At 70.9% G+C, this 25341-nt stretch carries 16 protein-coding genes; all 16 read left to right on the forward strand.

Annotated features, from left to right (window positions below; genetic code table 11):
- Positions 1 to 2 precede the first annotated feature (2 nt).
- The 16 genes from IA22_RS0126985 (at position 3) to IA22_RS0127060 (ending at position 25195) form a co-directional block, all read left to right on the forward strand.
- Complete coding sequence (locus IA22_RS0126985; RefSeq protein WP_030125119.1) at positions 3 to 7940, forward strand: amino acid adenylation domain-containing protein; 7938 nt, start codon at positions 3 to 5, stop codon at positions 7938 to 7940.
- Between the two features lie 39 nt (positions 7941 to 7979).
- Complete coding sequence (locus IA22_RS0126990) at positions 7980 to 8960, forward strand: helix-turn-helix transcriptional regulator (protein WP_030125120.1); 981 nt, start codon at positions 7980 to 7982, stop codon at positions 8958 to 8960.
- 114 nt (positions 8961 to 9074) lie between these two features.
- Positions 9075 to 9347, forward strand: a complete 273-nt coding sequence (locus IA22_RS0126995; protein WP_030125121.1) for an MbtH family protein — start codon at positions 9075 to 9077, stop codon at positions 9345 to 9347.
- On the forward strand, positions 9344 to 10114 hold the full coding sequence (locus tag IA22_RS0127000) for a thioesterase II family protein (RefSeq protein WP_030125122.1): 771 nt from the start codon (positions 9344 to 9346) through the stop codon (positions 10112 to 10114). The genes IA22_RS0126995 and IA22_RS0127000 overlap by 4 nt, the downstream gene beginning before the upstream one ends.
- Positions 10115 to 10123: 9 nt before the next feature.
- Positions 10124 to 14092, forward strand: coding sequence for a non-ribosomal peptide synthetase (locus IA22_RS0127005; RefSeq protein WP_030125123.1), 3969 nt, complete (start codon positions 10124 to 10126; stop codon positions 14090 to 14092).
- Positions 14089 to 15378, forward strand: coding sequence for an MFS transporter (locus tag IA22_RS0127010; RefSeq protein WP_081889894.1), 1290 nt, complete (start codon positions 14089 to 14091; stop codon positions 15376 to 15378). Before IA22_RS0127005 ends, IA22_RS0127010 begins: the two co-directional genes overlap by 4 nt.
- Positions 15379 to 15539: 161 nt before the next feature.
- Positions 15540 to 16487, forward strand: a complete 948-nt coding sequence (locus IA22_RS0127015) for an aspartyl/asparaginyl beta-hydroxylase domain-containing protein (RefSeq protein WP_037829384.1) — start codon at positions 15540 to 15542, stop codon at positions 16485 to 16487.
- Between the two features lie 58 nt (positions 16488 to 16545).
- A complete protein-coding gene (locus IA22_RS0127020) occupies positions 16546 to 17322 on the forward strand; it encodes a 2OG-Fe dioxygenase family protein (RefSeq protein ID WP_030125126.1) in 777 nt (258 codons plus the stop codon).
- A gap of 417 nt (positions 17323 to 17739) precedes the next feature.
- The gene (locus tag IA22_RS0127025) at positions 17740 to 19305 is read left to right on the forward strand and encodes an amino acid adenylation domain-containing protein (protein WP_319714248.1); all 1566 of its coding nucleotides are present in this window, start codon (positions 17740 to 17742) and stop codon (positions 19303 to 19305) included.
- Positions 19306 to 19343: 38 nt separating this feature from the next.
- Positions 19344 to 19574 carry an acyl carrier protein gene (locus IA22_RS0127030; RefSeq protein WP_033249772.1) on the forward strand — a complete coding sequence of 77 codons (231 nt, stop codon included), beginning with the start codon at positions 19344 to 19346 and terminating at the stop codon, positions 19572 to 19574.
- A gap of 115 nt (positions 19575 to 19689) precedes the next feature.
- Positions 19690 to 20490, forward strand: coding sequence for a phytanoyl-CoA dioxygenase family protein (locus IA22_RS0127035; RefSeq protein ID WP_014152246.1), 801 nt, complete (start codon positions 19690 to 19692; stop codon positions 20488 to 20490).
- Entirely contained in the window at positions 20487 to 22004 is a 1518-nt protein-coding gene (locus tag IA22_RS0127040) for an AMP-binding protein (protein ID WP_030125129.1), read from the forward strand. Before IA22_RS0127035 ends, IA22_RS0127040 begins: the two co-directional genes overlap by 4 nt.
- 273 nt (positions 22005 to 22277) lie before the next feature.
- Positions 22278 to 22442: a hypothetical protein gene (locus IA22_RS37220; protein ID WP_014152244.1), complete on the forward strand. Its 165-nt coding sequence runs from the start codon at positions 22278 to 22280 to the stop codon at positions 22440 to 22442.
- 457 nt (positions 22443 to 22899) lie between these two features.
- Entirely contained in the window at positions 22900 to 23214 is a 315-nt protein-coding gene (locus tag IA22_RS0127050) for a phosphopantetheine-binding protein (RefSeq protein WP_015580230.1), read from the forward strand.
- Entirely contained in the window at positions 23211 to 24461 is a 1251-nt protein-coding gene (locus IA22_RS38035; RefSeq protein ID WP_030125130.1) for a cytochrome P450, read from the forward strand. The genes IA22_RS0127050 and IA22_RS38035 overlap by 4 nt, the downstream gene beginning before the upstream one ends.
- Positions 24458 to 25195, forward strand: coding sequence for a thioesterase II family protein (locus IA22_RS0127060; protein WP_030125131.1), 738 nt, complete (start codon positions 24458 to 24460; stop codon positions 25193 to 25195). The genes IA22_RS38035 and IA22_RS0127060 overlap by 4 nt, the downstream gene beginning before the upstream one ends.
- Positions 25196 to 25341: the final 146 nt, after the last annotated feature.

Genomic DNA, 25341 nt, shown 5'->3' on the forward strand with positions numbered 1-25341 from the left:
AGATGAACCAATCGGCGGTCGAGGACATCCTTCCCCTGTCACCCTTGCAGGAAGGCCTTCTCTTTCACGCGCTGTTCGACCGGCAGAAGCACAGCCCCTACCTCGCACAATTCGCCGTGGATCTCGACGGGCCGGTGGATTCCGCGCTCCTGAGGGCCGCCGCGGAGACCGTGATGCGGCGCCATGCGACCCTGCGGTCCGGATTCCGGTACCGGAAGACGGGCGAACCGATACGGGTGGTCCGCCGCGATGTCCAGCTGGACTGGCGGGAGATCGAGACCGGGCAGGACGACACACCGGAACGGATCGCCGAACTGACCGAGCAGGACTGGGCCCGGGGCATCGACGTCGGCGGATCGTCGCTGATCAGGTTCACCCTCGTCCGGCGCACCGACCGCCGCCACCGGCTGCTCGTGACGGCCCACCACCTCCTCCTGGACGGCTGGTCATTCGCCCTGCTGTTCCAGGAGCTGTTCGCGGTGTACTCCCGAGCGGGCGGCACCGCCGGCCTGCCGCCGGTGCGCCCGTACCGGGACTACCTGGCATGGGTGGCGCGACAGGACCGGGTCGGCGCGGAGCGGCACTGGGCGATGGCCCTGGAAGGGGTCAGCGAGCCCACGTTCGTCGCCTCCGCCGATTCCCCGAGCGGTCCGCCGCCCGAGGAGGTCGCGGTGCTGCTCCCGTCGGAGACCACCGCGCTGCTGACCGCGTACGCCCGCAGCAACCACGTCCTGCTCAACACGGTGTGCCAGGGGATCTGGGCCATCCTGGTCGGCTCGCTCACCGGACGCGACGACGTGGTGTTCGGCTCGACGGTCAGCGGCCGTCCGGCCGAGCTGGCCGGCGCGGACTCGATGATCGGCATGCTCATCAACACCGTGCCGGTACGGGTACGGCTGGACCCGGCGGCCTCGCTGAGCGCGCTGTTCGAGCAGATCCAGGCGGGGCGCGCCGCGTCGCTCGACCACGACCACCTCGGTCTGACCGAGATCCAGCGTGTGACCGGGCTCCCCACCGCGCTCTTCGACACCAATGTGGTCTTCGACAACTTCCCCATGCACGACTACAAGGTCGACTCACCCGACGGTGAACTGGAGGTGGGCGTCACCTTCCGGGACAGCGCGCACTATCCGCTGACCCTCGCCGTCGAACCGGGCGAGCGGCTCGCGCTGCGCCTGCACTACCGCCCGGACCTCTTCACCGCGGACCGGGCGGCCGAGCTCGCCGACCGGCTGGTGCTGCTCCTCGAGCAGGTGGCGGAGAACCCGGACCGACCGCTCTCCGCGCTCACCCTGCTGTCGCCCGAGCAGCACGACTGGGTCGTGCGCACGTGGAACGCCACCGCGGTCGAACTGCCCGAGGTCACGCTCGCCGACCTGTGGTCGGAACAGGTCCGGCGCACACCGGAGGCAACGGCCCTGGTGGCGTCCGACGAGCGACTGAGCTACGCCGAGCTGGACCGGCGTGTGGAGCTGCTGGCGGCCCAGCTCGCCCACCGAGGCGCCGGCCCCGACCGGGTCGTGGCCGTGGCGCTGCCCCGCTCGGTCGAGTTGGTGGTCGCGATCCTCGCCGTCGTCAGAGCGGGCGCGGCCTACCTTCCGGTGGATCTGGACCACCCCGCCGGGCGGATCGCCGCCATGGTCGCGGACGCCGGGCCGATCCTCGCGCTCACGGACTCCGAGAACGCCGGAGCCCTTCCCGGCCCCACGCCGAAGCTGTTGCTCGACGAGCCGATCGCCCCGGTCTCCGCCCGGCCGGTGCCACCGCTCCCGGCGCACTCCGCCTACGTCATCTTCACCTCCGGATCGACCGGACGGCCCAAGGGGGTCGTCGTCCCGCACGCCGCCATCGTCAACCGGCTGCTGTGGATGCAGGCGGAATACCGGCTCACCGGTGCCGACCGGGTCCTGCAGAAGACCCCGGCCGGTTTCGACGTATCGGTGTGGGAGTTCTTCTGGCCCCTGATCTCCGGGGCGACCCTGGTACTGGCGAAGCCCGGCGGACACCGCGATCCCGCCTACCTGGCCGAGCTCATCCAGCGCGAATCGGTGACCGTCACGCACTTCGTGCCCTCGATGCTGCAGGCGTTCCTCCGGGAGCCCGGCGCGGCCGGCTGCACGGGCCTGCGCCGGATCATCTCCAGCGGAGAGGCCCTGGCCGCGGAGACACGGCGCGAACTCTTCGACACACTCGGCTCCTGCGAACTGCACAACCTCTACGGACCGACCGAGGCCGCGGTCGACGTGACCTCCTGGCAGTGCCACCGCGGCGACGAGGGAAGTACGGTGCCGATCGGCCGGCCGCTGGCCAACGTGTCGGCATACGTGCTGGACGGCGGGCTGCGACCGGTGCCGCCGGGAGTGGTGGGCGAGCTGTACCTGGGCGGGGTCCAGCTCGCCCGGGGATACACCGGGCGCCCCGCCTTGACCGCCGAGAGGTTCGTGGCCTGCCCGTTCGCGGCGGGGGAGCGCATGTACCGGACGGGTGACCTGGCCCGGTGGACCCCGGGCGGGGAACTGGAGTACGTCGGCCGCGCGGACGCACAGGTGAAGATCCGCGGCTTCCGTGTGGAGCCCGGCGAGATCGAGGCGGTGCTGGCCGGCCACCCCGCGGTGGTGCAGGCGGCGGTCGTCCTCAGGGAGGACCGGCCGGGCGACCAGCGCCTGGTGGCGTATGCCGTGCCGCGGGCGCCGGGCCTCACGGACCGGGAACTGCGCCGGTTCATGGCGGACAGCCTGCCCGACTACATGGTCCCCGCCGCGGTGGTCCTGGTCGGGGCCATGCCGACCACGACGAACGGGAAACTCGACCGGGCCGCGCTGCCGGAGCCTGACCGGGCCGCGCACACCGTGCGGGAGCCGCGGAGTCCGCGTGAGGAGATCCTGTGCGAACTCTTCGCGGAAGTGCTCGGGGTGCCCCGCGTGGGAATCGACGACCACTTCTTCGACCTGGGAGGACACTCCCTCCTGGCGCTGCGCTTGCTCTCCCGCATCCGGTCGGTCCTGGGTGAGGGGTTCGAGATCCGGGATCTGTTCGCCGAACCCACGGTGGCCGGACTGGCCAGGCTGACCGGAGCCGCACGCCCCGCGCTGACCGCCCGGACGGGGGCGGAGCCCGTACCGCTGTCCTACGCCCAGCGGCGTCTGTGGTTCCTGAACCGGATGGAGCGCGACCAAGGAACCTACAACGTCCCCGTCGCCGTCCGTCTCACCGGCGTCCTGGACAGGGACGCCCTGGCCGAGGCGCTCGCCGACGTGGCGCGGCGGCACGAGAGCCTGCGCACGGTCTTCCCCGAGGAAGGCGGTGAACCGCACCCGGTCGGCCTGGACTCGGTTCCCGCGATCGAGGTCGTCGAGGTGGCGCCGCCGGACCTCGCCGACGCCATGGCGGAGCGGGTGCGCCACCGGTTCGACCTCACCGCGCATGCGCCCGTCCGGGTCACACTCTTCGCGTCGGCCCCGCAGGAGCACGTGCTGCTGCTGGTCGTCCAGCACATCGCGGCCGACGGCTGGTCCCTGCGTCCACTGCTGAGGGACCTCGGTCTTGCGTACACCGCCCGACGCGCCGGGAGCGCGCCGGAATGGCCGCCCCAGCCCGTGCGCTACGCCGACTACACACTGTGGCAACGAGAGCTCCTCGGTGACGCCGAGGACACCACCAGCCTGATGGCACGACAGATCGACTACTGGCGTGACCATCTGGCCGATCTGCCGGCAGAGCTGACCTTGCCGGCCGACAGGCCGCGCCCCGCGGTGCCGACGCAGTCCGGCGGGACCGTCGCCGTCCACTGGGAGCCCGAGCTGCACAGCAGGCTGCTCGAACTCGCCCGGTCCGCGGGCTGCACGCTGTTCATGGTGCTGCAGGCGGGGTTCGCGGCGCTGCTGACCCGGATGGGCGCGGGCACCGACATCCCCTTCGGCACCCCGGTGGCCGGCCGGTCGGACAGCGCGCTCGACGACATGGTCGGGTTCTTCGTCAACACGCTGGTGCTGCGCACCGACACCGCCGGCGATCCCGGGTTCGCCGAACTGCTGCGACGGGTCCGGGACACCGATCTGGAGGCGTTCGCCCACCAGGACGTCCCCTTCGAGCGGATCGTCGAAGTTCTGCGGCCCGAGCGGTCGCTGTCCCAGAACCCCCTGTTCCAGGTCATGATCCAGGTACAGCCGGCCGACACCACCACCCCGGACTTCGCCGGGCTCGAGGCCGAGCCGGCCCCGGTGAGCTGGGACGTCGCCAAGTTCGACCTCAGTCTTGAACTCGTGGACGGACGCGACGACCGAGGCGCGCCGGCCGGGCTGACCGGCTATCTGGAGTACGCCGAGGAACTCTTCGACCGGACCACCGCCGAACAGCTCGTGACGCGGTTGCGACGACTGCTGGAACAGGTGCTCGCCGAGCCGGAACGGCCTGTCGGCGCCGTCGACGTGCTCTCGGACGGGGAACGCCGCCGCTTCCTCGCCGCGGGTCCCGTGCCCGCGCTCGCCCCGCGGCCCGTGTTCCTGCCCGAAGCGTTCCGGCAGCAGGTGGCCCGCACGCCGGACGCGAGGGCGCTGGTCTTCGAGGACACCGTGCTGACCTACGCCGAGGTCGACGCCCGCGCCACCCGGCTCGCCCGCCACCTCGTGCGCCGGGGGGCCGGCCCGGACCGAGTGGTGGCCGTGGCCCTGCCCAGGTCCACGGACCTGGTGGTCGCGCTCCTTGCGGTGCTGAAGGCGGGCGCCGCGTTCCTCTTCGTCGACCTGGCGTACCCGGCGCGGCGGATCGCCCACCTCCTGGAGGACTCCGCCGCCGCGCTGGTCGTCACCGACGGAGAGTCCGCCGCATCGCTGCCCGTGCGCGAACCGGTGCTCGTCGACAGCCCCGCCCTCGACGGCGAATCGGCCGAGGACCTCGAGATCGCGCTCGCCGCGGACCATCCGGCATACGTCGTGTACACCTCGGGATCGACCGGCGTGCCCAAGGGGGTGATGGTGACGCACGGCGGGCTGGCCAACCTGCTGGCCTTCTACCGCGAAGAGGTCATCGCCACCGCCGAGCGCACCCGCGGCCCGCGGCGCTGCCGGATGGCGCTGACCGCGTCCCTCTCCTTCGACACCTCGGTCGTCGGTCTGCTGTGGCAGGCGTCCGGCCACGAACTCCACCTGATCGGCGACGACACCCGCCGTGACCCCGCCGCCATGGCCCGGTACATGGAGCGTTGCGGCATCGACGCTCTCGACGTGATGCCCAGCTACGCCGAGGAGCTGATCCAGCAGGGCATGCTCGACCCGGCCGGAACGCCGCCCGCGGTGCTGATGACCGGTGCGGAAACGGTGGGGGAGAAGCTGTGGACACGGATCCGGGAGGCCGAGGGGATCACCGTCTACAACATCTACGGACAGACGGAGACCACGGTGGACTCCCTCTTCTGGACGTCGGAGGAGAGCGACCGGCCCCTTGTCGGCCGCCCGATCCCCGGGGTGGACGTCTTCGTCCTCGACCAGGACCTGCGTCTCGTCCCCCCGAAGGTGATCGGTGAACTGTACGTCGCGGGAGCCCAGTTGGCCCGGGGCTACATGAACCGTCCCGCCCTGACCGCGGAACGGTTCGTCGCGAACCCGTTCAGGGCGGGACAGCGCATGTACCGCACGGGCGACCTGGTCCGGTGGACCGACGAAGGCGCGCTGGAGTTCCTCGGCCGGGCCGACGACCAGGTGAAGATCCGGGGTTTCCGTGTCGAGCTCGGCGAGGTCGAGGCGGCACTGGCCCGCCACGAGGGCGTCGCGCACGCGGTGGCGGTCCTGCGCGAGGACCGGCCGGGCGACAGCCGGCTCGTCGGATACGTGCTCGCCCGGGACACCGCACTCGACGCGCGACGACTGCGCGAGTTCGCCCGGCAGAACCTGCCGGACTACATGGTGCCCGCCGCGATCGTGGTGATCGACGAACTGCCGCTCACCCCGAACGGAAAACTCGACAGCGCCGCGCTGCCCGCACCGGTCTACCCGACCGAGGCCCGGCGCGCACCCCGCAACCTCCGCGAGGAGCTTCTGTGCGGGCTGTTCGCGGCAGTGCTCGGCCGTGACACGGTGGGCATCGACGACAGCTTCTTCGATCTCGGCGGCCACTCCCTGCTGGCCGTGCGGCTGAGCAGCAGGGCACGCTCCGTGCTGGGCGTGGAACTGCCCGCCCGTCTGCTGTTCAGCACACCGACCGTGGCCGGGCTGGCGGACAGCCTCGGCGACGTGCTCCCCGGCAGGCCGGTGCTCCGCGCGGGAACGCGCCCGGACGTCCTGCCGCTGTCCTACGCCCAGCAGCGGCTCTGGTTCCTCGACCAGTGGGAGGAAACAGGCACCAGCTACAACCTCCCTGTCGCTCTGCGCCTGACCGGCCCGCTGGACCGGGAGGCGCTCGGACAGGCGTGGTCCGATGTCACGGACCGGCACGAGAGCCTGCGGACGCTCTTCGCCGACCGGGACGGCCGGCCGGTGCAGTCGGTGTCGGCGCCCGGCGGGGTCCCGCCGGAACTGGTCCACCGCGAGGTGCCCGAGGCCGAGGTCGAGGAGGCGATCCGCGCGGCCGCGGACCACCCCTTCGATCTGGCCGCACAACCTCCGGCTGCCGCCCACCTGTTCACGACGGGCCAGGAGGACCACGTCCTGCTGCTGGTGTTCCACCACATCATCTGCGACGGCTGGTCGCTCGGACCGCTCATGCGCGACCTTTCCGCCGCCTACGCCGCCCGCGTGCTGGGCGACGCCCCGCAGTGGGACGAGCTGCCGGTGCAGTACGCCGACTACGCGTTGTGGCAGCGGGACCTGCTGGGTACCGAGGACGACGCGGACAGCCTGCTGTCCCGGCAGTTGAACCATTGGCGGGCCCAGCTGGCCGATCTGCCGGTGGAACTGGCCCTGCCGACGGATCGGCCCCGGCCCGGGACCAGCGACTACGCGGGCGGATCGGCGGAGGTCGCGTGGGGTCCCGAACTCCATCGACACCTGCTCGCGCTCGCCAAGGAGCACGGCTGCACGTTGTTCATGGTGCTCCAGGCCGGATTCGCCGCCCTGCTCAGCAGGCTGGGCGCGGGCACGGACATCCCGATCGGCACCCCGGTCGCCGGCCGGACGGACGACGCGCTCGACGAGGTCGTCGGTTTCTTCGTCAACACGGTGGTCCTGCGGACCGACGTCTCGGCGAACCCGAGTTTCGCGGAGCTGCTCCGTCGGGTCCGGGCCACCGACCTCGGGGCCTACGAGCACCAGGACGTCCCGTTCGAGCGGCTGGTCGAAGAGGTGAATCCACCGCGCTCGCTCGGCCGCCACCCCCTCTTCCAGGTCATGGTGCAGCTCCAGCACGCGGCTGCCGGTCCGCGATTCCCCGGCCTGCGGGCCGCCGAACACCACATCCCGTCGGCCACCGCGAAGTTCGACCTGGTCCTCGACGTGGAGGAGCGGCTCGACAAGGACGGAGCACCGGCCGGACTGGACGGGGCTCTGACGTACGCGACCGTGCTGTTCGACGCCTCGACGGGCGAGCGGCTCGCCGACGGCCTGCGCCACGTACTGACGCAGGTGGCCCGGGACCCCGAACGGACGGTCGCCGACCTCGACGTACCACCCGTCCAGGACCGGCGGTCCGGCGACGTCGCCGTGGGCCCGGCTTCGGCGCCCGGCGCGGCGCCGGCCGCCACTGTCCCGCGTACGGCGCACGAGGAGGTGCTCGGCGAGCTGTTCGCCCAGGTGCTCGGCCGGGATTCGGTCGGCCTCGACGACAACTTCTTCGCCCTGGGCGGCCACTCGCTGCTGGCGATCCAGTTGATCTCCCGGGTGCGTTCGGCCCTGGGGCTGGAGCTGCCGGTCCGCGAACTCTTCCGGGCCCCGACCGCCGCCGGGGTCGCCGCCTATCTGGCGGAGGCCCGGCCCGCCAGGCCGGCGCTGCGTCCCGCCGATGCCCACTGACCGTGGAACGTTCACCGACATACCTGGGAGACGGACCTGATGCTCACCACGTTCGGACTGGAACTGATGGAGGAAGCGGTGTACCGGGAGCTGAGCGCGTCGCCGCCGCCGGCCGCCGAGGAGATCGCCGACCGGCTCGCGGCCGCCCCCGGTCTGGTCCGTGAATGCCTCGACCGGCTGCTCGAACTCGGCCTGGTCCGTCCTTCCTTCGAGGTGCCCGACGGATTCACGGCGGTGGACCCGATCCTGAGCCTCCAGGAGTCGCTGGCCGGCCAGCACGAGGAGCTCGTGCGTCGGCAGAGGCGCCTGGCCGAGACCCATGCCGAGGTCGTCCGGCTGCTCATGTCCGACGCCTCCGGCCGGCCGGGCAGAGGTGAGCAGGTCGAGCGGCTCCTGGGGATGGACGAGGTGCAGCGCAGGGTCGACCGGCTGGCGGGAGAGGCCGTCCGCGAGGTGCTGGCGTTCGTTCCCGGTGGCGCGCGGTCGACTCCGGAACTCTCCGCGGCGCGCCGCAACGACGCGGCGCTGCTGAGCCGCGCGGTGTCGATCCGGGCCGTCGGCACGGACACCGACTCCTACGACGCCGCGACCCTGGCGCACGTGCGGTGGCTGACCGGCAACGGAGGCCGGTTCCGCGGCTGCGCGACGCCGCTGCCCGAGATGATCGTGTTCGACGGATCGGTCGCCCTGGTACCCCTCGATCCGCGGAACACCGCGGCGGGCGCGCTCCAGGTCGCCGACCCCGGCCTCGTCGCCCCGCTGGTCGTGCTCTTCGAACAGACCTGGTCGTCGGCCGCACCGCTGGACCCCGGGCGGCTGCCGGCGGACGACATCCCGAACGGCAAGGAACGGGCGCTGCTCAGACTGGTCGCCGAGGGGTGCACCGACGCGGCCGCCGCGGGTCAGCTGCATGTCTCGCACCGGACCGCGCGACGCATGATGGCGGTCCTGATGGAGCGCCTCGGTGCCCGCAGCCGCTTCGAGGCCGGGGTCAAGGCCGCCCGGCGCGGCTGGCTCTGACCATCGGCGGGCCCGCTCCGCACCCGTCTCCGACACCACGTCACCCCGAGCCCGGCCGATCTCCGCGGCCCGGCGCGATCACCCCTGACCTGACCACCTCGAAAGGACAATTCCGTGAACAATCCGTTCGACGCCGAAGACGGCTCCTACCTCGTCCTGGCCAACGCGGAGCGGCAGCACTCCCTGTGGCCCGCGGCCATCGACGTGCCCGTCGGCTGGTCCACCGTCTTCGGAGCCGACACGCGGACCGCGTGCCTGGCCCATGTCGAGAGGAACTGGACGGACATGCGGCCGGCCGGTCTCGCGGCCGCGATGGACGAGGGCCCGCAGCCGGCCGCGAAAGGGACCGCCGACCGCGGGCCGACGTCCACCGGGACGTCGCGGTGAGCGGCCCACAGGACACCACGCTGGTGCCCCTCCACCGGACGCCGAACGCCCGGCGGACCCTGGTCGGCCTGAGCTTCTTCGGCGGCGGTACGGCCGCCTACCAGCCGTGGACCGGACACATGCCCGCGGACACGGACCTGGTCGTGGTCTGCTACCCCGGCAGGGAGGGACGGTTCGCCGAGGACTTCGCCCGTGACTGGGACGAACTGGCCACCGACGTCGCACGATCCCTGCGCGAAGCCGATCTCGGCCCGTACATCCTCTTCGGGCACAGCATGAGCGGCTGGATGGCCTTCGACGTGGCCTCCCGGCTCGACGGCGACGAGGCGCGGAGGCCCCGAGCACTGGTCCTGTCCTCCTGCAACGCCCCGGACCGCGGCCTGACCGAGAGCGAGCTCCTTCCCACACCCCAGGACCCGGACGAGCGACTCCTGGAGTGGCTCGAGACCCACGGCCTGCTGCCCCGGCACGTGCGTGAACACGCCGGCCTGACCGAGGTGGCACTGGAGCTGATGCGGGCCGACGTCGACGTCCGCAACACCTTCGTCTACCGCGGCGCCGAGGTCAGCGTGCCGCTCCAGGTGTTCCTCGGTGCCGACGATCCGCTGATCAGCAGCGACGCGGCCGTCCGATGGAACGCCCTGACGTCCGGCGCCTACCGGTACGACGTGCTCGGCGGCGGCCACTTCTACACCCCCGAGATCTGGCAGTCCCTACCGAGCCGGATCGCTGAGACCACTTTCGCCCCGACCGGCCCTGTTTCCTGAGGAGTTTCCGTGGCCCCCGTGTCCTACGCCCAGCGAAGGCTGTGGTTCCTGAACCGCGTGAACGGCGGTTCGGGGGTCTACAACTGCCCGCTCGTCGTCCGGATGAGAGGCGACCTGGACCGCGCCGCCCTGGCCGCGGCGCTCGTCGACCTGGCAGACCGGCACGAAGTGCTGCGCACGGTGTACCCCGCTGTCCAGGGCGAACCCGTGCAGCATGTGTCCGCCCGGCCACCCGAGCTCGAGGTGGTCACGTGCCAGGAGGACGGGCTCGCCGCCATGCTGTCCGCCGCCGTCGACCGCGGCTTCGACCTCACGGCCGACCTCCCGGTCCGGGCCACGCTGTTCGCGCCGGCCCCGCGGGAACACGTGCTGGCGCTGGTGCTCCATCACATCGCCTGCGACGAGGGGTCCTGGCAGCCCCTGCTCACCGACCTGGCCACGGCGTACCGCGCCAGGGCCGCGGGCGGGCCACCGCGGTGGGAGCCGATTCCGGTGACCTACCGGGACTACGCCGTATGGCAGCGTGACCTGCTGGGGGAGGAGGACGATCCGGCGAGCCTGCTCTCCGCACAGCTGTCCTTCTGGAGGGAGCAGCTGGCCGGGCTGCCTGCCGAGCTGGACCTGCCGTTCGACCGGTCGCGCCCCGCGACGGCCGACCACCGCGGCGACTGCGTACCGATGAAGCTCGACGGCGATCTGCACCGTCGCCTGCTCGCGGTCGCCGCCGACCACGGATGCACCACCTTCATGGTGCTCCAGGCCGGGATCGCGGTGCTGTTGTCCCGGCTGGGGGCCGGCACGGACATTCCCCTCGGCACCGCGGTGGCGGGGCGTCTGGACGACGCGCTGGAAGGCGTCGTCGGATTCTTCGTGAACACCCTGGTCCTGCGCAGCGACGTGTCCGGCGATCCGACCTTCGGCGAGCTGCTCCACCGGGTGCGGGACGCCGATGTCGCCGCCCTGGACCACCAGGACGTACCTTTCGAGCGGCTGGTCGAGGATCTGAACCCGGAACGGTCACTGGCACGGCATCCGCTCTTCCAGGTCATGCTCACCCTGTCCGCGGGAGAGGCTGAGACCTTCTCGTTGCCGGGCCTGACCTGTGCCGAGGAGCCACTGGACTGGGAAGTCGCGAAGTTCGACCTGTCCTTCGACTTCCGGGAGCACCGCACGGCAGACGGGGAAGCAGCCGGCATCGACGGTTCCCTCGAATACGCGACCGCCCTGTTCGACCGGGCCACGGTCGACCACATCGCCGATGCCCTGCCCCGGCTGATGCGGCAACTCGTGTCCGCCCCCCGACGCCCCGTCGGCGATGCCGACCCTCTCTCCGCCGAGCACCGGCACCAGGCCCTCGTCGCGTGGAACGACACCGCCCTGCCCGTGTCCCGGACCTCCGTGCCGGAGCTGTTCGAGGCGCAGGCCGCGCGCACACCGCGGGCGACCGCGGTGGTCTGCGGGAACACGAGGCTCACGTTCGCCGAACTCAACTCCCGCGCCAACGTGCTCGCACGCCGTCTGCGGGATCTGGGGGCCGGGGCGGAGCGGCTGGTCGCCCTGGCCCTGCCCCGGTCGGCCGAGTCCGTCGTCGCGATGCTGGCGGTACTGAAGACGGGTGCGGCCTACCTGCACGTCGACCTCGAATACCCGCCGGACCGCATCGAGCACATGCTGCGCGACGCCGCACCGCTCGCCGTCGTCACGGACACCGCGACGGCGGCGGCGCACGGGTTCGGGCAGCTGCCCGCGGTGTTCGCCGACCGGATCGGCACCCCGTCCGGCCCCGTGGCCGACCTGAACTGCCGCGTACGGCCGGACAGCGCCGCGTACGTCATCTACACCTCCGGATCCACCGGCCGGCCCAAGGGGGTGGTGACGCCGCACGCGGCCCTGAGCAACCTGTACGCCTTCCACCGCGCTGGCCTGATCGCGCGCACCGAGGCCGCGGCAGGCCGGCCGCTGAGGTCCGCCGTCACCGCCTCGCTGTCGTTCGACACCTCGTGGGAGGCGCTGTTCTGGATGCTGGCGGGTCATGAACTCCATGTCGTCCGCGACGACGTCCGGCGCGACGCCGTCGCGCTGACCGACTACGTCCGGGCCGTCGGGATCGACGTCCTCGACGTCACCCCCACCTACGCGGAGCATCTGCTCGACGAGGGCCTGCTGTCCGGGACAGGGGCGCCGCTGGTCCTGCTGCTCGGCGGGGAAGCCGCCGGGCAGTCGCTGTGGACGCGCATTCGGGAGGCGTCCGGCACGCTCTGCCTCAACCTCTACGGCCCCACGGAGTGCACCCTGGACGCGCTGTGGTGGGACGCCGCGGACAGCCCTCACCCGCTGATCGGCAGGCCGATCGGGAACACCAGGGTCTTCGTGCTCGACGAGCGGTTGCGACCCGTCGCGCCGGGTGTGCCGGGCGAGCTGTACGTGACCGGCCCCGGTGTCGCCCGCGGCTATCTGAATCGCCCGGCCGCGACCGCCGAACGGTTCGTTGCGTGCCCTTACGCGGCGGAGGGGGAGACGGGCACCCGTATGTACCGCACCGGTGACCTCGTCCGCTGGGACCGCCAGGGCAGGCTGGACTATCTGGGCCGCGTCGACGACCAGGTCAAGGTGAGGGGCTTCCGGATCGAGCTCGGCGAGGTGGAGACCGCGCTGGCCGGCTGCCCCGGGGTGGCGCAGGCCGCCGCGGCGGTGCGCGAGGACACGGTGGGCGGCAAACGGCTCGTGGGCTACGTACAGTCGGCCGCGGACCACGGGTTCGACCCCCGCGAGCTGCGCAACCGGCTGGCCTCGGTCCTGCCCGACCACATGATCCCGTCGTTCTTCCAGCCGATCGACCGGCTGCCGATGACGCCCAACGGGAAGCTCGACCGGAGCGCGCTGCCGCCCCCGGACTTCGCGCGCCGTCCGGCCTCACGTGGTCCGCGCGGACCCTACGAGGAGGTGCTCTGCGATCTGTTCGCGCAGGTCCTGGGGCTCAGCCGGGTCGGAGCCGAGGAGAACTTCTTCGAACTGGGCGGACACTCACTGCTGGCCGTCAGGCTGCTCTCGCGAGTACGGGCGGTGCTGGGCGGCCGGCTCACCCTCGTGGACCTGTTCCAGGCGCCCACCGCCGCCGACCTGGCGGACCGGCTGGGTGCGGGCGCACGGCACGATCCGCTGGCGCCCCTGCTGCCCCTGCGGACAGGAGGCGACCGTCCCGCGCTGTTCTGTCTGCACCCGGCCGCCGGGATCAGCTGGGGCTACGCGGGCCTGCTCGGCCACATCGACGCCGGCTATCCGGTGTACGGCCTCCAGGCCAGGGGCCTCACCGAAGCGAAGGCATACGGCGGAGCCTGGCGCGGGATGGTCGAGGACTACGTCAAGCAAATCCGGTCCGTCCAGCCCCGAGGGCCCTACCGGCTGATCGGATGGTCCTTCGGCGCCGTACTCGCCCACCTCGTGGCCACCGACCTCCAGGCCGACGGGGACGAGGTCGACCTGCTCGTACTGCTGGACGGCTATCCGCCCGACTCGGTGCCCGGCTACCGGCCGCTCGAGGACGGCAGTCCCGAGACGTTCACCGAACTCCTCGACTCCCTGGGGTACGACCTTCCCGAAGGCGGCGGGGAACCGCTCGGCTTCGACGCATACGAACGGACGGTCCGCCGGCCCGGCAGCACGCTCGAATGGCTGACGCGTGAGGAAGCCGCCGCGCTGTCCCGGGTGTTCGTGGACAACGACCGCATCTACCAGGAACTCCGCCCCCGGACGTACCGGGGGGACATGGTGTTCGTGTCCGCCACGGAGGGGAGGCCCGCGGACGCCCCCGCACCGGAATCATGGCGCGGTCACGTGACCGGAACGCTCGAGGTGCACGACGTCGACTGCGCCCACGGTGAGATCGCCCAGGCGGAGCCGATGTCGCGCATCGGCGCCGTCGTCGCTCAAAAGCTCGCCCTGCTGGACACCCCTCGGGCCTCGGCGGTGGAGCGGTGAGCGGCACGGCCGGCCACGGCACGGTGAAGGGGCGGGACTTCCGGTTGTTCTGGTTCGGGGAGACCGTGAGTCTGCTCGGCAACGGGATCGCCGTGGTGGCACTGCCGTTCGTCGCCGTCCTCACCCTGCACGCGGGCACCTTCGTCGTCGGGCTGCTGACATCCGTCGCCTATCTGCCGTGGCTGCTGCTCGGTCTGCCCGCGGGCGCCTGGGTGGACCGCCTTCCCCGCCGACCGGTGATGCTGGTCTCCGACGCCGTTTCCTTCGTCGCCTTCGTCAGCGTTCCGATAGCGGCCTGGGCACACGTACTCACCATTCCGCATCTGCTCGCGGCCGCTTTCATCTGCGGCTGCGCGAGCGTCTTCTTCACCACCGCACAACGTGCCTATCTGCCCACGCTGCTCTCCGACGCGGAACTGCTGTCCGGGAACGCGCGGTTGCAGGGCAGTGAGTCGACGGCCGAGGTCATCGGACCCGGTCTGGCCGGAATGCTGGTCCAGGCGTTCGGCGCCGTCGCCGGACTGCTGGCCAACGCGCTCAGTTTCCTGGTGTCCTGGATCAGCCTGCGGGCGATCCGGGTCACCGAACCGCCCCCGTCGCCGCCCCCCGAGGTCCGTCGGCGCCGATTGCGCACCGAAGTCCGCGACGGCCTGAGATTCCTTTTCCGGGATCGCATTCTGCGCACACTCGCGGTATTCAGCGCGGTGTCCAACATCGCGTTGACCGGCATGAGCTCGATCGAAGTGGCCTTCCTGGTACGGACGGTCGGGGCCGGCGAGGCCGTGGTCGGCGCGGTGCTGACGCTGTGCGGCCTCGGCGGCGTCCTCGGTGTGCTGGTGTCCCACCAGGTGTCCCGGCGGTACGGCAGCGCGCGGGCCGTGGTGATCTGCCTGTGCGGTGCCGCCCCCTTCACCTTGCTCTTCCCGCTCACCGGTCCGGGGGCCGGCCTTGCGTTCTTCGTCGTCGGCGGCGTCGGCGTCGGCGCGGGAGTGGTCGCGGCGAACATCATCACCGACACCTTCCGCCAGCGGTACTGCCCACCCGACCTGATCGGACGCGTCAGCGCCAGCGCGGCCGTGATCAGCTTCGGCGCGATCGCCGTCGGAGGACTGCTCGGCGGCGTCCTGGGCGAGTTGTCCGGGGTCCGGGAAACGATGTGGATGATGACCGGAATGTACACACTGGCGACGGTCGCTCTTGTGTGCAGCCCGATACGGAAACTGCGTGATTTTCCCGAATCCGATGGATCCCTTCGTGCGGCCGAGACGGAAAAGGCAGTGCCCTAAAGCGTCCTGGCCGCTCCTGACCCTCCGCAGGCACTTTTTCTGAGGCGATGGAGAAGTACGATTTCCATGGCAAGGAAAGCGAAGCAAAGCTCATCCAAGCTCATCCAAGCGAGGAATTCATGCAAGAGATAAGCTCCTTGAAAAACCTTCCGGCCGCGGTGATGCTACGGGACGACCTCGATATCGAACGGTTGGAGGCGGATCTCGCGGCGCTCAGTGGTTCCGAATTCTGGGCGTTGCAGAGGTCTTTCGAGGACGGCGCCGTCGGAGAGGAATCCGACGTGGACTGGAAGGTGCTCCCCCTGCGTGCGCCGGCCGGAGACCTCCAGCGGACCGACCCCGGTGGCCCGGGACGTGACGGATTCGCCGACACGCCCCTCATGGCGAAGGCGCCCTACCTCAGTCGGATCCTGTCCGAACTGGGCACCGAACTGCGCAGCGTCCGCCTGATGGCCCTGGCCCCCGGCGTCTCCGTCGAGGAGCACTCGGACACCCCGCTGGGGCTCCCCTACGGCTACGTACGGCTGCACATCCCGCTGGTCACCAACCCCGGGGCAGTCATGGTGCTGGACGGGGTCGAGCAGCGCTGGCAGCCGGGCACGCTCTGGTACGCCGACTTCGAACGACCGCACGCCCTGCGGAACTCGGGGGACCGCGCCCGGATCCACCTCGTCGCGGACGTCGCCACCAACGACAAGCTGCTGGCCCTGTTCCCGGACAGCTTCCGGGCGGACCTGCCCGCCAGCGACATCGCCTACTACCGCCCCGTGCTGCCGCTCACATCCCGTGAACTCGAGGAGTTCGGATGCAGCTTCGCGGTGCCGTTCTCCTTCATGGAGTGGGGAGAACCCGTGGTCGACGACCACGAGAGCGATCTTCCGGCCGAAGTGACCGCCGAAGGGGACGTCCTGGTCCTGCGCGCCGAAGGGCACGCGCCCGTGGAACTGCTGCACCTGGGCGCCGGCGAATTCCGGCTGCTCGGCTGGAGCGAGGAACGACTGCTCCGCCTCGACCTCTTCGACGACGACCCGCGTGTGGAGCTCTCCACCCGGCGCGGGCGCCGGCGCCAGGTGGTCCGCCGCCCGGCGCTCCGGCCCGCCACGGTCTGACGGTCCGAACCGTCGGACACCACCACCCTCCCATCACGACCACCGCTTGGGGACAGCCATGCAGACACTGACCGAGACGCCCGCCCTCGTCGAGAACGGATTCGCCCGCTGGGACCTGGCCGAGGAGTTCGGGATAGCCGAGACCGACGCGTCCTTCCAGAGCCTCCGCGCAGAGTTCGTCGACCTGCCACCGGACCCCTACGCGACGGAGGAAGGGCGCAACCGCCGCTACGCCCGTGGAATCTTCCTCCCCTGGTCGCGGGAGTTCAGCTGGATCCCCGACACGCACCTCGGCGAGAGCGGCTGGATGAACGGCTACTGGCAGGCCGACCACAACCCCGACTACGTCGGCGTGCTCCGCAAGCTGCCCGCCATGAGCGAGGCGGCCCGGAACAACCCGATCATCCACGAGATCCTGTCCTTCGACTTCGCCCAGACACGATGGTCGCAGAGCGACGCGGCCTTCCCGCTGCACGTCGGTGTGCATCTGATCAAGCTGGCCGTGGACGACTCCGGGAGCGAGGCCATCTCCTCGCCCAACGAGCTCCATCAGGACGGCGAACCTTTCGTCTTCGCGCACCTGGTCTACCGCACCAACGTCGTCGGCGGTTCGAACGTGATCGCGCCGCCGAAGTACCGGGGCAAGCTGCCCGAGGACGTCCCCGAGGGGGAGGCGCTGGCCGAGTTCGAACTGACCAAGCCTCTGGAGTCCTACGGCGTGACCGACGAGAAGGTCAGCCACTACGTCTCCCCCATCAGGCGGGGGGAAGGCCCGGAGACCGGCGAGCGCGCGGTGGTCCTGGTCGACTTCACCCCGATGCGGCAGCACATCTGAGTCCGTCGGGTGCCTGGAGCACGTCGGGCCCGACCGGACCGATCCGCGCCACGGAGCGTGCACGAGGCCGTGCGGCGGACCGACCGCCGCTCCCGCACCGGCCTGACGTCCTGTCAGGCCGGGCGGGGCCCGCATCGGCCGCCGCGGTGCCCGCCCGCCCTCACCGGCCGACCGCTCCCGGCGGACACGAGTGACCCGGACGGCCCGGTCCGGATCGACGCCGCGGTCACCGACCGGCTCCTCGGCGCGCTGCGGTCCGGAAGCCGGGGCTTCCCTTCACGCAGGGGCTCCACCGGGGAGAGGAACAGACCTGAGTCCGGTGTGCCCGGGGCGACCTCTCCACCCCGCGGCCGCCAGGGTCCTGACCCACCCAACCCTTCTACAACGGGACAACTGATGATCCTTCAGGGAAAGCGAGTGCCCCTTCCGCCCTCGCCTGTCGTCCACCGCCGCTTCGAGGAGCACGTGCGGGCCACTCCCGACGCCGTCGCCGTCGTGTGGTCCGGGGAGCAGGTGACGTACGCCGAGCTCGACGTGCGGGCCAACCGGTTCGCGCACCTGCTCACCGCACGCGGCCACGGCCCGGGAGCGAAGGTCGGCGTCTGCCTCGACTACTCGATCGACATGGTCGTCGCCATCCTCGGCACACTGAAGGCCGGCGCGGCCTACGTGCCCCTGGATCCCGCCTACCCCGCCGCCCGCCTGCGGCTGTTGCTCGGGCAGGTGCCGGGCCTCGCCCTGATCGTGGCCTCCTCGACGACGGCCGCGATGGTCGAGTCCGGGGGAGTCGAGGTCATCGACCTCGAACAGCTGGCGGACCACCTCGCCACCCTCCCGGCGACCGTCCCCGACGTCCACGTCACCGGGGACGACCTCTGCTACGCGGTGTTCACCTCGGGCTCGACCGGCACCCCCAAGCTGACCGCGGTGCGCCACGAGGGCTGGTTCAACCTGATGAACTGGATGCAGCTGGAGTACGGCCTGCACCGCGGTTCCCATCACCTGGTCGTCTCCGCCTTCGGCTTCGACCTGTCCCAGCGTGCCCTGATGACACCGCTGTTCTGCGGTGCCACGCAGCACCTGATGGCCAGCCGCAACTTCGACGTCATGCTGGCCCACCGCATGCTCACCCGGTACGACATCCGCGTCGTGCACTGCGCCTCCAGCACCCTGTACCTCCTGGTCGACTGGGAGAGCGCACGCGGGGGAGACGCCCTCGCCCGGCTCGACTACATCCTGTTCGGCGGGGAGGCACTGAAGAGCGAACGCCTCGCCCGCTTCGCCCGCCGCCCGGGCACCACCTGCACCCTGCTGCACCAGTACGGTGTCGCCGAGTGCACGGACGTCGCCACCTCCTACGACCTGGCCCACTACCGGCCCGGCGAGCACGACATCGCCCCGGTCGGCCGGCCCGTCCACAACACCGCCATCCACGTCCTGGACGCCGACATGCACGAGGTCGAGGCCGGCCTGTACGGCGAGATCTGCATCTCCGGGGCGGGCGTCGGCGCGGGCTACCTCGGCGCGGGCGGCCCCGAGAACGCCAAGTTCACCACCCTCGACGTGGACGGGAAGCCGGTGCGCCTGTACCGCACGGGGGACCGCGGCCGGATCGACGACAGCGGTGAACTCGTCGTCGCCGGCCGGATGGACGACCAGGTCAAGGTGCGGGGCACGCGGATCGATCCCACGGACGTCGAACGTGCTCTGGGCAGGCTGGTCGGCATCCGCGAGGCGGCGGTGGTGGCCGTCCGCGACGACGGAGGCGAAGTCGAACTGAACGCGTTCGTCGTCCCCTCGGGCAACGACCTCGCCGAGGACGACCTGCGCGCCCGTCTGCTGTGGACGCTGCCGCGGAACATGCTGCCGTCCCGGTTCACCAACATCCCGCGCATTCCGCTGAGCCCGCACGGAAAAGTCGACCGCGCCGCCTTGGCGGAGATCTGCCGGCCCCGGGGCGCCGACAGCGGCTCCGCGGCATGAACAGGCCCTTGGCCGTGACGACGAACGAGAGGAATGCGATGACCGCCGACCGTGTCCGCGCCATCTGGCACCGGGAGCTCCAGCGCGACGACATCATGCCGGACGACGATTTCTTCGCCCTGGGCGGCGATTCCCTGGTCATGGTCCGGATTCAGGCTGCATTCATCGACGAGCTGGACGCCGAGGTCCCCATGGACCAGCTGTTCCTCAATCCGACCGTGAGGTCGATCGCCGCCTACATGGATTCCCGGGCCGCCCTCGCCCCGTAACACCGCAGCAGGCTGAGGCCGAAAGGGTTCCGTCCGGGCGGGGAACCTTCTTCCGGTCAGGTCTGCGCAGCGATTTGCATCGTCCCGAAGAATCAAGGAGAAAGGTAATCGCATAATGCTCACCGAAAGCCAGATAACGGAATACCGCTCCGAGGGATTCCTGCTCCTCGAAGACGTCTTCGACACCGGCGACATCGCCGCTCTGCGACGTGAGGTGACCGATCTCTACGGAACCGAACACCCCGGGCGGATCTTCGAGGAGGACGGGACCACGGTGCGGGGCATCCACGGCTGCCACACCACGGGCGCGCTGTTCTCCAGGCTCGTGCGGCTGCCCGAGCTGCTGACCGCGGCGGAGCAGCTGCTGGAGAGCAAGGTGCATGTGTTCCAGTGCAAGGTCAACGCCAAGAAGGCGCTTCGCGGAGAAGTGTGGCAATGGCACCAGGACTACAGCGTCTGGGGGCCCAAGGACGGCATGCCGGAGCCGCGGGCGGTCAACGTCGCCCTGCTGCTGGATGACGCGACCGAGCACAACGGCCCGCTGCTGGTCGTTCCCGGCTCACACCGCAACGGTGCGATCGCCCCGTGGCGCCCCGAGCCCGAAGGCACCTCCCGGTGGGAGGCCGACCTTTCGGCGAAGCTGAAGTTCGCGCTGGACGCCGAACAGATGGCCAAGGTGACCGCGGAGTCGGAGATCCGGTCCGTCGTCGGACGCGCCGGAAGCCTCCTGTTCTTCCACCCCTGCATCGCGCACGGCTCCGGTGCGAACATGGCGCCGACGGACCGGACCATGGCATTCGTCAGCTACAACAGCGTCGACAACGAGTTGCGCGAAGTGCCACGTCCACGTCCGGAGTTCGTCGCGTCGCGTGACTACCGGCCGCTGGAACTCGTCGACGGAGGTCTGATCGCATGAGCGACCTCGATGCCTCACTGATCCGGATGCTCGTCGACTCCCTCGCCCGGCACCGGGACGCTGTCGCGGTCATCGACGAGGGCGTCGCCCATACCTACGCCGAACTCGACGAGGTGTCGGCCGAGATCGCCGGCGGCCTCGCCGCACACGGCATCGGCCCCGGGGACGTCGTCGACGTGCACGCCACTCGTTCGTGGTCCCGGTGCGCGGCGGTGCTGGGAGTGTGGCGCGTCGGAGCCGGCGTCCTGTCCATCGACCCGGCCATGCCGCCCGCCTGGACCGGCAAGCTGGTGAGCAGCGCCGGCTGCGCCATGGTCCTCCGGGCCGAGGAGTGCGCACCGGTCGGGGCGGGTGTCGCGGAGCACACCTTCCGATCGATTCGGGGGACGCGCCGGGACGAGGTCGCGACCGGACCGCTCTGCTATGTCATTCCCACCTCCGGGTCGACGGGCGACCCCAAAGCCGTCGCGGTGCCGCCGGTCGTTCTCGCGGACCTGGGCAACTGGCATGTCCGGCGGTGGAGCCACGACCGGCCGCCGAACACCCTGCACATGTCGTCCATCGGGTTCGACATGGTGTACGAGGACACGGTGGCGACCTGGCTGGCCGGGGCGAGCCTGGTCGTGGTGAACGATCGGGACAGGCTCGATCCCTTCACGCTGATCGACATCATTCGCGAGCACGAGGTCGCCCGGCTCTTCCAGCCGGTGGTCGGACTGCACGGACTGGCCGCCGCCGCGTGCGTCGCCGGCGTGGGAACTCCGAGCCTGCGGGAGATCTCGGTTGCCGGTGAACAGCTCGTGATCAACGAGGAGGTGCGGAAGTTCTGTGCCGACGGTGACCTGACGCTGGTGAACCAGTACGGGCCGAGCGAGACGCATGTGGTCACCCAGTACCGCCTGACGGGCGACGTCGCCGAGTGGCCCGACCGGCCGCCCATCGGCACCGCCGTCGTCGACGCGGAGCTGCTCTGCCTCGTGGACGGACGGCTGCGCCCGTTCACGGTCGGTGAGACCCGGGAGCTGGTCATCGCCGGGAACTGCGTCGGGGTCGGGTATGCCGGTGACGACGTGCTCACCGCGAAGAAGTTCAGGGACGTCCCACACCGGGACGGCCGTGTGCGGCGCTGCTACTTCAGCGGAGACCTGGTCACGTTCGACGGCGCCGACTTCCACTTCGTCTCCCGGCTCGACGACCAGCTCAAGGTGAACGGCTACCGGGTCGAGCCGGGGGAGGTGGAGTCCGTGATCGCCCAGGTCGCCGGTGTCCGCCGCGCCGCGGTCGTCGGGGTCAAGGTCGGCGCCTCCACGCAGCTGGCGGCGTACTACACGCCCGCGTCCGGCGCGGAGGTCTGCCGGGACGACCTGATCCGCTCCTGCGACTTCGGTCTGCCCCGGTTCATGGTCCCCCGGCACTTCGTCGAACTGGAGGAGCTCCCGTCGACGCGTAACGGGAAGATCGACCGGGCGAAACTCCGGGAGATGTTCCAGGAGCGCTCGATGAGCCGGGGCTGACACGTGCCCGTCGGGGCTGTCGGTGCGTCTTCGGCCCCGCCGCCGGCCACCGCGGGGCGGGGCCCCCGACAGCCCTGACCGTCCGTATGGTGATCTTTGGGCCCCCGTGGCCGTTTCGTTCACCCCCCGCTTTCGTGCCGGGGAACTTGGTGAATGGTTCCGTCCGTGGATACCGGGCCGGGCGCTCGCCATCCTGGAGCAGCGGAAAGGAAACCCGGACCATGCCGGTCCGAACCTCTCCGGCATTCCTCACTCCGAGTCCTGGGAGAATTGATGAAGTCTGCGGGCGTGTTCGTGGCCACTGTCCTCTTCGCGCTGATGATCGGCGCGGTCGGCGGTACCGCCACCGCTGCCGGCGAGACCGGCCGCACCGGCGTCCTGGTGACCTCCTCCGCCACGAACGACGGTGACAGCGGTTGGGGTCGTTTCGCGGGATGAACGGCCGGGGAGTACAGGCCGGTCCGTGGTATGCCGCCGAATCCCTGGTCCCACCGTCCTCGGAATGCGGGGGTCATGCACGTAAAGCCTGTGCGACTCCGTGAACAATGAACCATGGGAAGCTGTCCGGAAAGCGATGGCCGGGAAAGAGGAGTACGGCAAAACCTGCCACTCGGACCTCTCCGACAACACCGAGACCCGCGGCGGGTGCGCCGGGGCCGGTGGTGAAAGGCCGGCCGGCCATCGCACCGAGTGCCGCGTCGTCGCTGCGGGACCGGCCTCCCGGCGGATGCCGGACGACGCGCGAGTGCCCGCCGCGGGCGTGCTCCGTTGCGGGCGGTGGGCCGTGGGCCGGGAGCGGCAGCGCGCTCGGCCACACCACACATGACGTTCCCTCACATCCGTTGCACCGAACCGAGCGGAGACTCCCGTTCGGTGGCGAAAGGAAGTACTGACCATGGAACCGGCGCCGCAGGTGATCCACCCGCCAGGTGGACAGGACGAGACCGAACGACACCATGACGCGTCATCGGGCGGCCCGGTGCCGCTGGAGGACGAGATCGCCGCGCTGTGGGGGGAACTCCTCGACCGCCCCGAGGCCGGGGCGGAGGATGAGTTCTTCGCCCTCGGCGGCAACTCCCTGACCGGCATCCAGATCATCGAACGCCTGGCGCGCGACTACGGCGTCCTGCTCTCCGTCCGCGACTTCTACCTGGCGCAGACCCCGGCGCGCGTCGCCGGGCTGATCGAGCGGGGGAGGTCCAGCACATGAGACTGACGCCGGGCCCGTCGCGCGACATCGACCTCGACACCGTCGACCTCTTCGACCTCGACCTCTACGGCACGGGCGACCCGCACGCCGTCTGGGACGTGATGCGTGCTCAGGCGCCCTTGCACCATCAGACCCTGGCCGACGGACGCGAGTTCTGGTCGGTCACCCGCTACGAGGACGTGTGCCGCGTCCTGGGCGACCACCGTGAGTTCACCTCCGAACGCGGCACCGTGCCCACCCACCTCGGCCAGGACGACGTCGCCGCCGGTGTGCTGCTCACCTCCACCGACCCGCCCCGGCACACCGAGGTCCGCAGGCCGCTGGGCTCCAGGCTCACCGCCCGCGCGGTCAGGTCCTGGGAGGACTCCATCCGCCGGTCGGTGACCCGCTTCCTGGAGCCGGCCCTCGACGGTGAGGTGTTCGACCTGGCCGAGAAGGCCCTGCTCCTCCCGGCGATCGTCACCGGCCCGCTGCTGGGCATCCCCGAGAAGGACTGGGAAGAGCTCGTCCAGCTCACCGCCATGGTGGCCGCCCCCTCCGACCCGCACTTCCAGCTCGGCAGCGAAGCCGCCACCCTGGCGATCTCCCACCATGAACTCGTCGGATACGTCACCGAGTGGGTCAAGGACCGCCGCCGCTCCGGAGCCGAGGACGACAGTCTGCTCCATCACCTGATGAGTGTGCGCCCCGGAGGGGCGCCGCTGAGCGACCAGGAGATCGCCCTCGACGGCTACAGCATCCTGCTGGGCGCCAACGTGACGACGCCGCACACCGTCTCCGGTACCGTGCAGGCGCTCATCGAGCGGCCCGAGCAATACGACAAGGCCCAGGCCGACCCGGGCCTGATCCCCGACCTGGTCGAGGAGGGGCTGCGCTGGACCTCGGCCGCCTGCAACTTCATGCGCTACGCCACGACCGACGTCCCCGTCGCGGGCGGCGTCATCCCGGCCGGTGCGGCGGTCGTGGCGTGGATCGGCTCGGCGAACCGGGACGCCGCCCTGTTCACCGCCCCGCACACCTTCGACATCAACCGTCCCAACGCCAAGCGGCAGATCGCCTTCGGCTACGGCCCGCACTTCTGCATCGGCGCCCCACTGGCCCGCCTGACCCTGCGCGTCTTCTTCGAGGAACTCCTCCACCGGTTCGACTCCCTCGAGCTGGCCGGCGAACCGGACCACCTGCGCTCCTATTTCATCGCCGGCATGACCCACCTGCCCGTCACCGCCCAGAAACGGCACACCCCATGACGTCCGGATCCGCCCTCGCCTCGCCGTGGTTCGTCCGGCCACCGTCGGCCGATGCGTCCGCCCGCCTGTTCTGCTTCCCCTTCTCCGGTTCCGGCGCCGCCTCCGCGTTCGGAGCCTGGCCCGCCATGGCGGGCGACGCCGAGATCTGCCCGGTGCAGTTCCCCGGCCGCGAGAACCGCCTCGCCCACCCCCACTACGCCAGTTACGAGAACCTTGCCGAGCAACTCGTCGAGGCCCTCACCCCGCTGCTGGACACACCGTTCGCGTTCTTCGGGCACTGCGCCGGCGCCCTGCCCGCCTACGAGAGCGTGCTGAGGCTGGCCGCCGCCGGCCTGCCCGTCCCCCGGCACCTCTACGTGTCCGGCCAACCCGCCCCGCACGAGGCCGCCCGGGACCGGATGCTCACCCTGGGCGAGGACGAACTGCGCGCCGAGCTGGTCACGTTCCTGCGCGGCCGGGGCATCGACCCCCGCCCCGACATGATCGACATGGGCATGTTCGTGCTTCTCCGCGACCACGCCGCCGCCGGAGCCTACCGGCGCGCCGAGCCCGCCCGTATCGACTGCCCCATCACCGTCCTGCACTGGAGCGAGGACACCGATGTGAGCCTGGCGGACCTCCAGGGGTGGCGCCGCTACGCCGACTCGGTCGAGATCCACGTCGTCGAGGGCGGCCACTACGACTTCATGGACGCGCCCGCCCAGCTCCTCGCGATCCTCGCCGACGGTCGGTGAGCCGGCCACCCGTGCACCCGACCGAATCACGTCAGCGGCAACCGGGAGTACTCGACCTGCAAGCGGAGGGATGAAGTCGAGCGAACGGTCGACGCTCTCAAGGGCTTCCGTGGCACAGCCCTCGATTCGATACGAGGCAGCCCGCC

The sequence above is a fragment of the Kitasatospora papulosa genome, from assembly GCF_000717245.1.
Classification (GTDB): Bacteria; Actinomycetota; Actinomycetes; order Streptomycetales; family Streptomycetaceae; genus Streptomyces; species Streptomyces papulosus.

Excerpts from the sequence above, each read along its gene's own strand:
- IA22_RS0127020 (WP_030125126.1), top strand. The coding sequence starts at position 16,546 with ATGCAGACACTGACCGAGACGCCCGCCCTCGTCGAGAACGGATTCGCC.
- IA22_RS38035 (WP_030125130.1), top strand. The coding sequence starts at position 23,211 with ATGAGACTGACGCCGGGCCCGTCGCGCGACATCGACCTCGACACCGTC.
- IA22_RS0127050 (WP_015580230.1), top strand. The coding sequence starts at position 22,900 with ATGGAACCGGCGCCGCAGGTGATCCACCCGCCAGGTGGACAGGACGAG.
- IA22_RS0127015 (WP_037829384.1), top strand. The coding sequence starts at position 15,540 with ATGCTACGGGACGACCTCGATATCGAACGGTTGGAGGCGGATCTCGCG.
- IA22_RS37220 (WP_014152244.1), top strand. The coding sequence starts at position 22,278 with ATGAAGTCTGCGGGCGTGTTCGTGGCCACTGTCCTCTTCGCGCTGATG.
- IA22_RS0127035 (WP_014152246.1), top strand. The coding sequence starts at position 19,690 with ATGCTCACCGAAAGCCAGATAACGGAATACCGCTCCGAGGGATTCCTG.
- IA22_RS0126990 (WP_030125120.1), top strand. The coding sequence starts at position 7,980 with ATGCTCACCACGTTCGGACTGGAACTGATGGAGGAAGCGGTGTACCGG.
- IA22_RS0127060 (WP_030125131.1), top strand. The coding sequence starts at position 24,458 with ATGACGTCCGGATCCGCCCTCGCCTCGCCGTGGTTCGTCCGGCCACCG.
- IA22_RS0126985 (WP_030125119.1), top strand. The coding sequence starts at position 3 with ATGAACCAATCGGCGGTCGAGGACATCCTTCCCCTGTCACCCTTGCAG.
- IA22_RS0127030 (WP_033249772.1), top strand. The coding sequence starts at position 19,344 with ATGACCGCCGACCGTGTCCGCGCCATCTGGCACCGGGAGCTCCAGCGC.
- IA22_RS0127040 (WP_030125129.1), top strand. The coding sequence starts at position 20,487 with ATGAGCGACCTCGATGCCTCACTGATCCGGATGCTCGTCGACTCCCTC.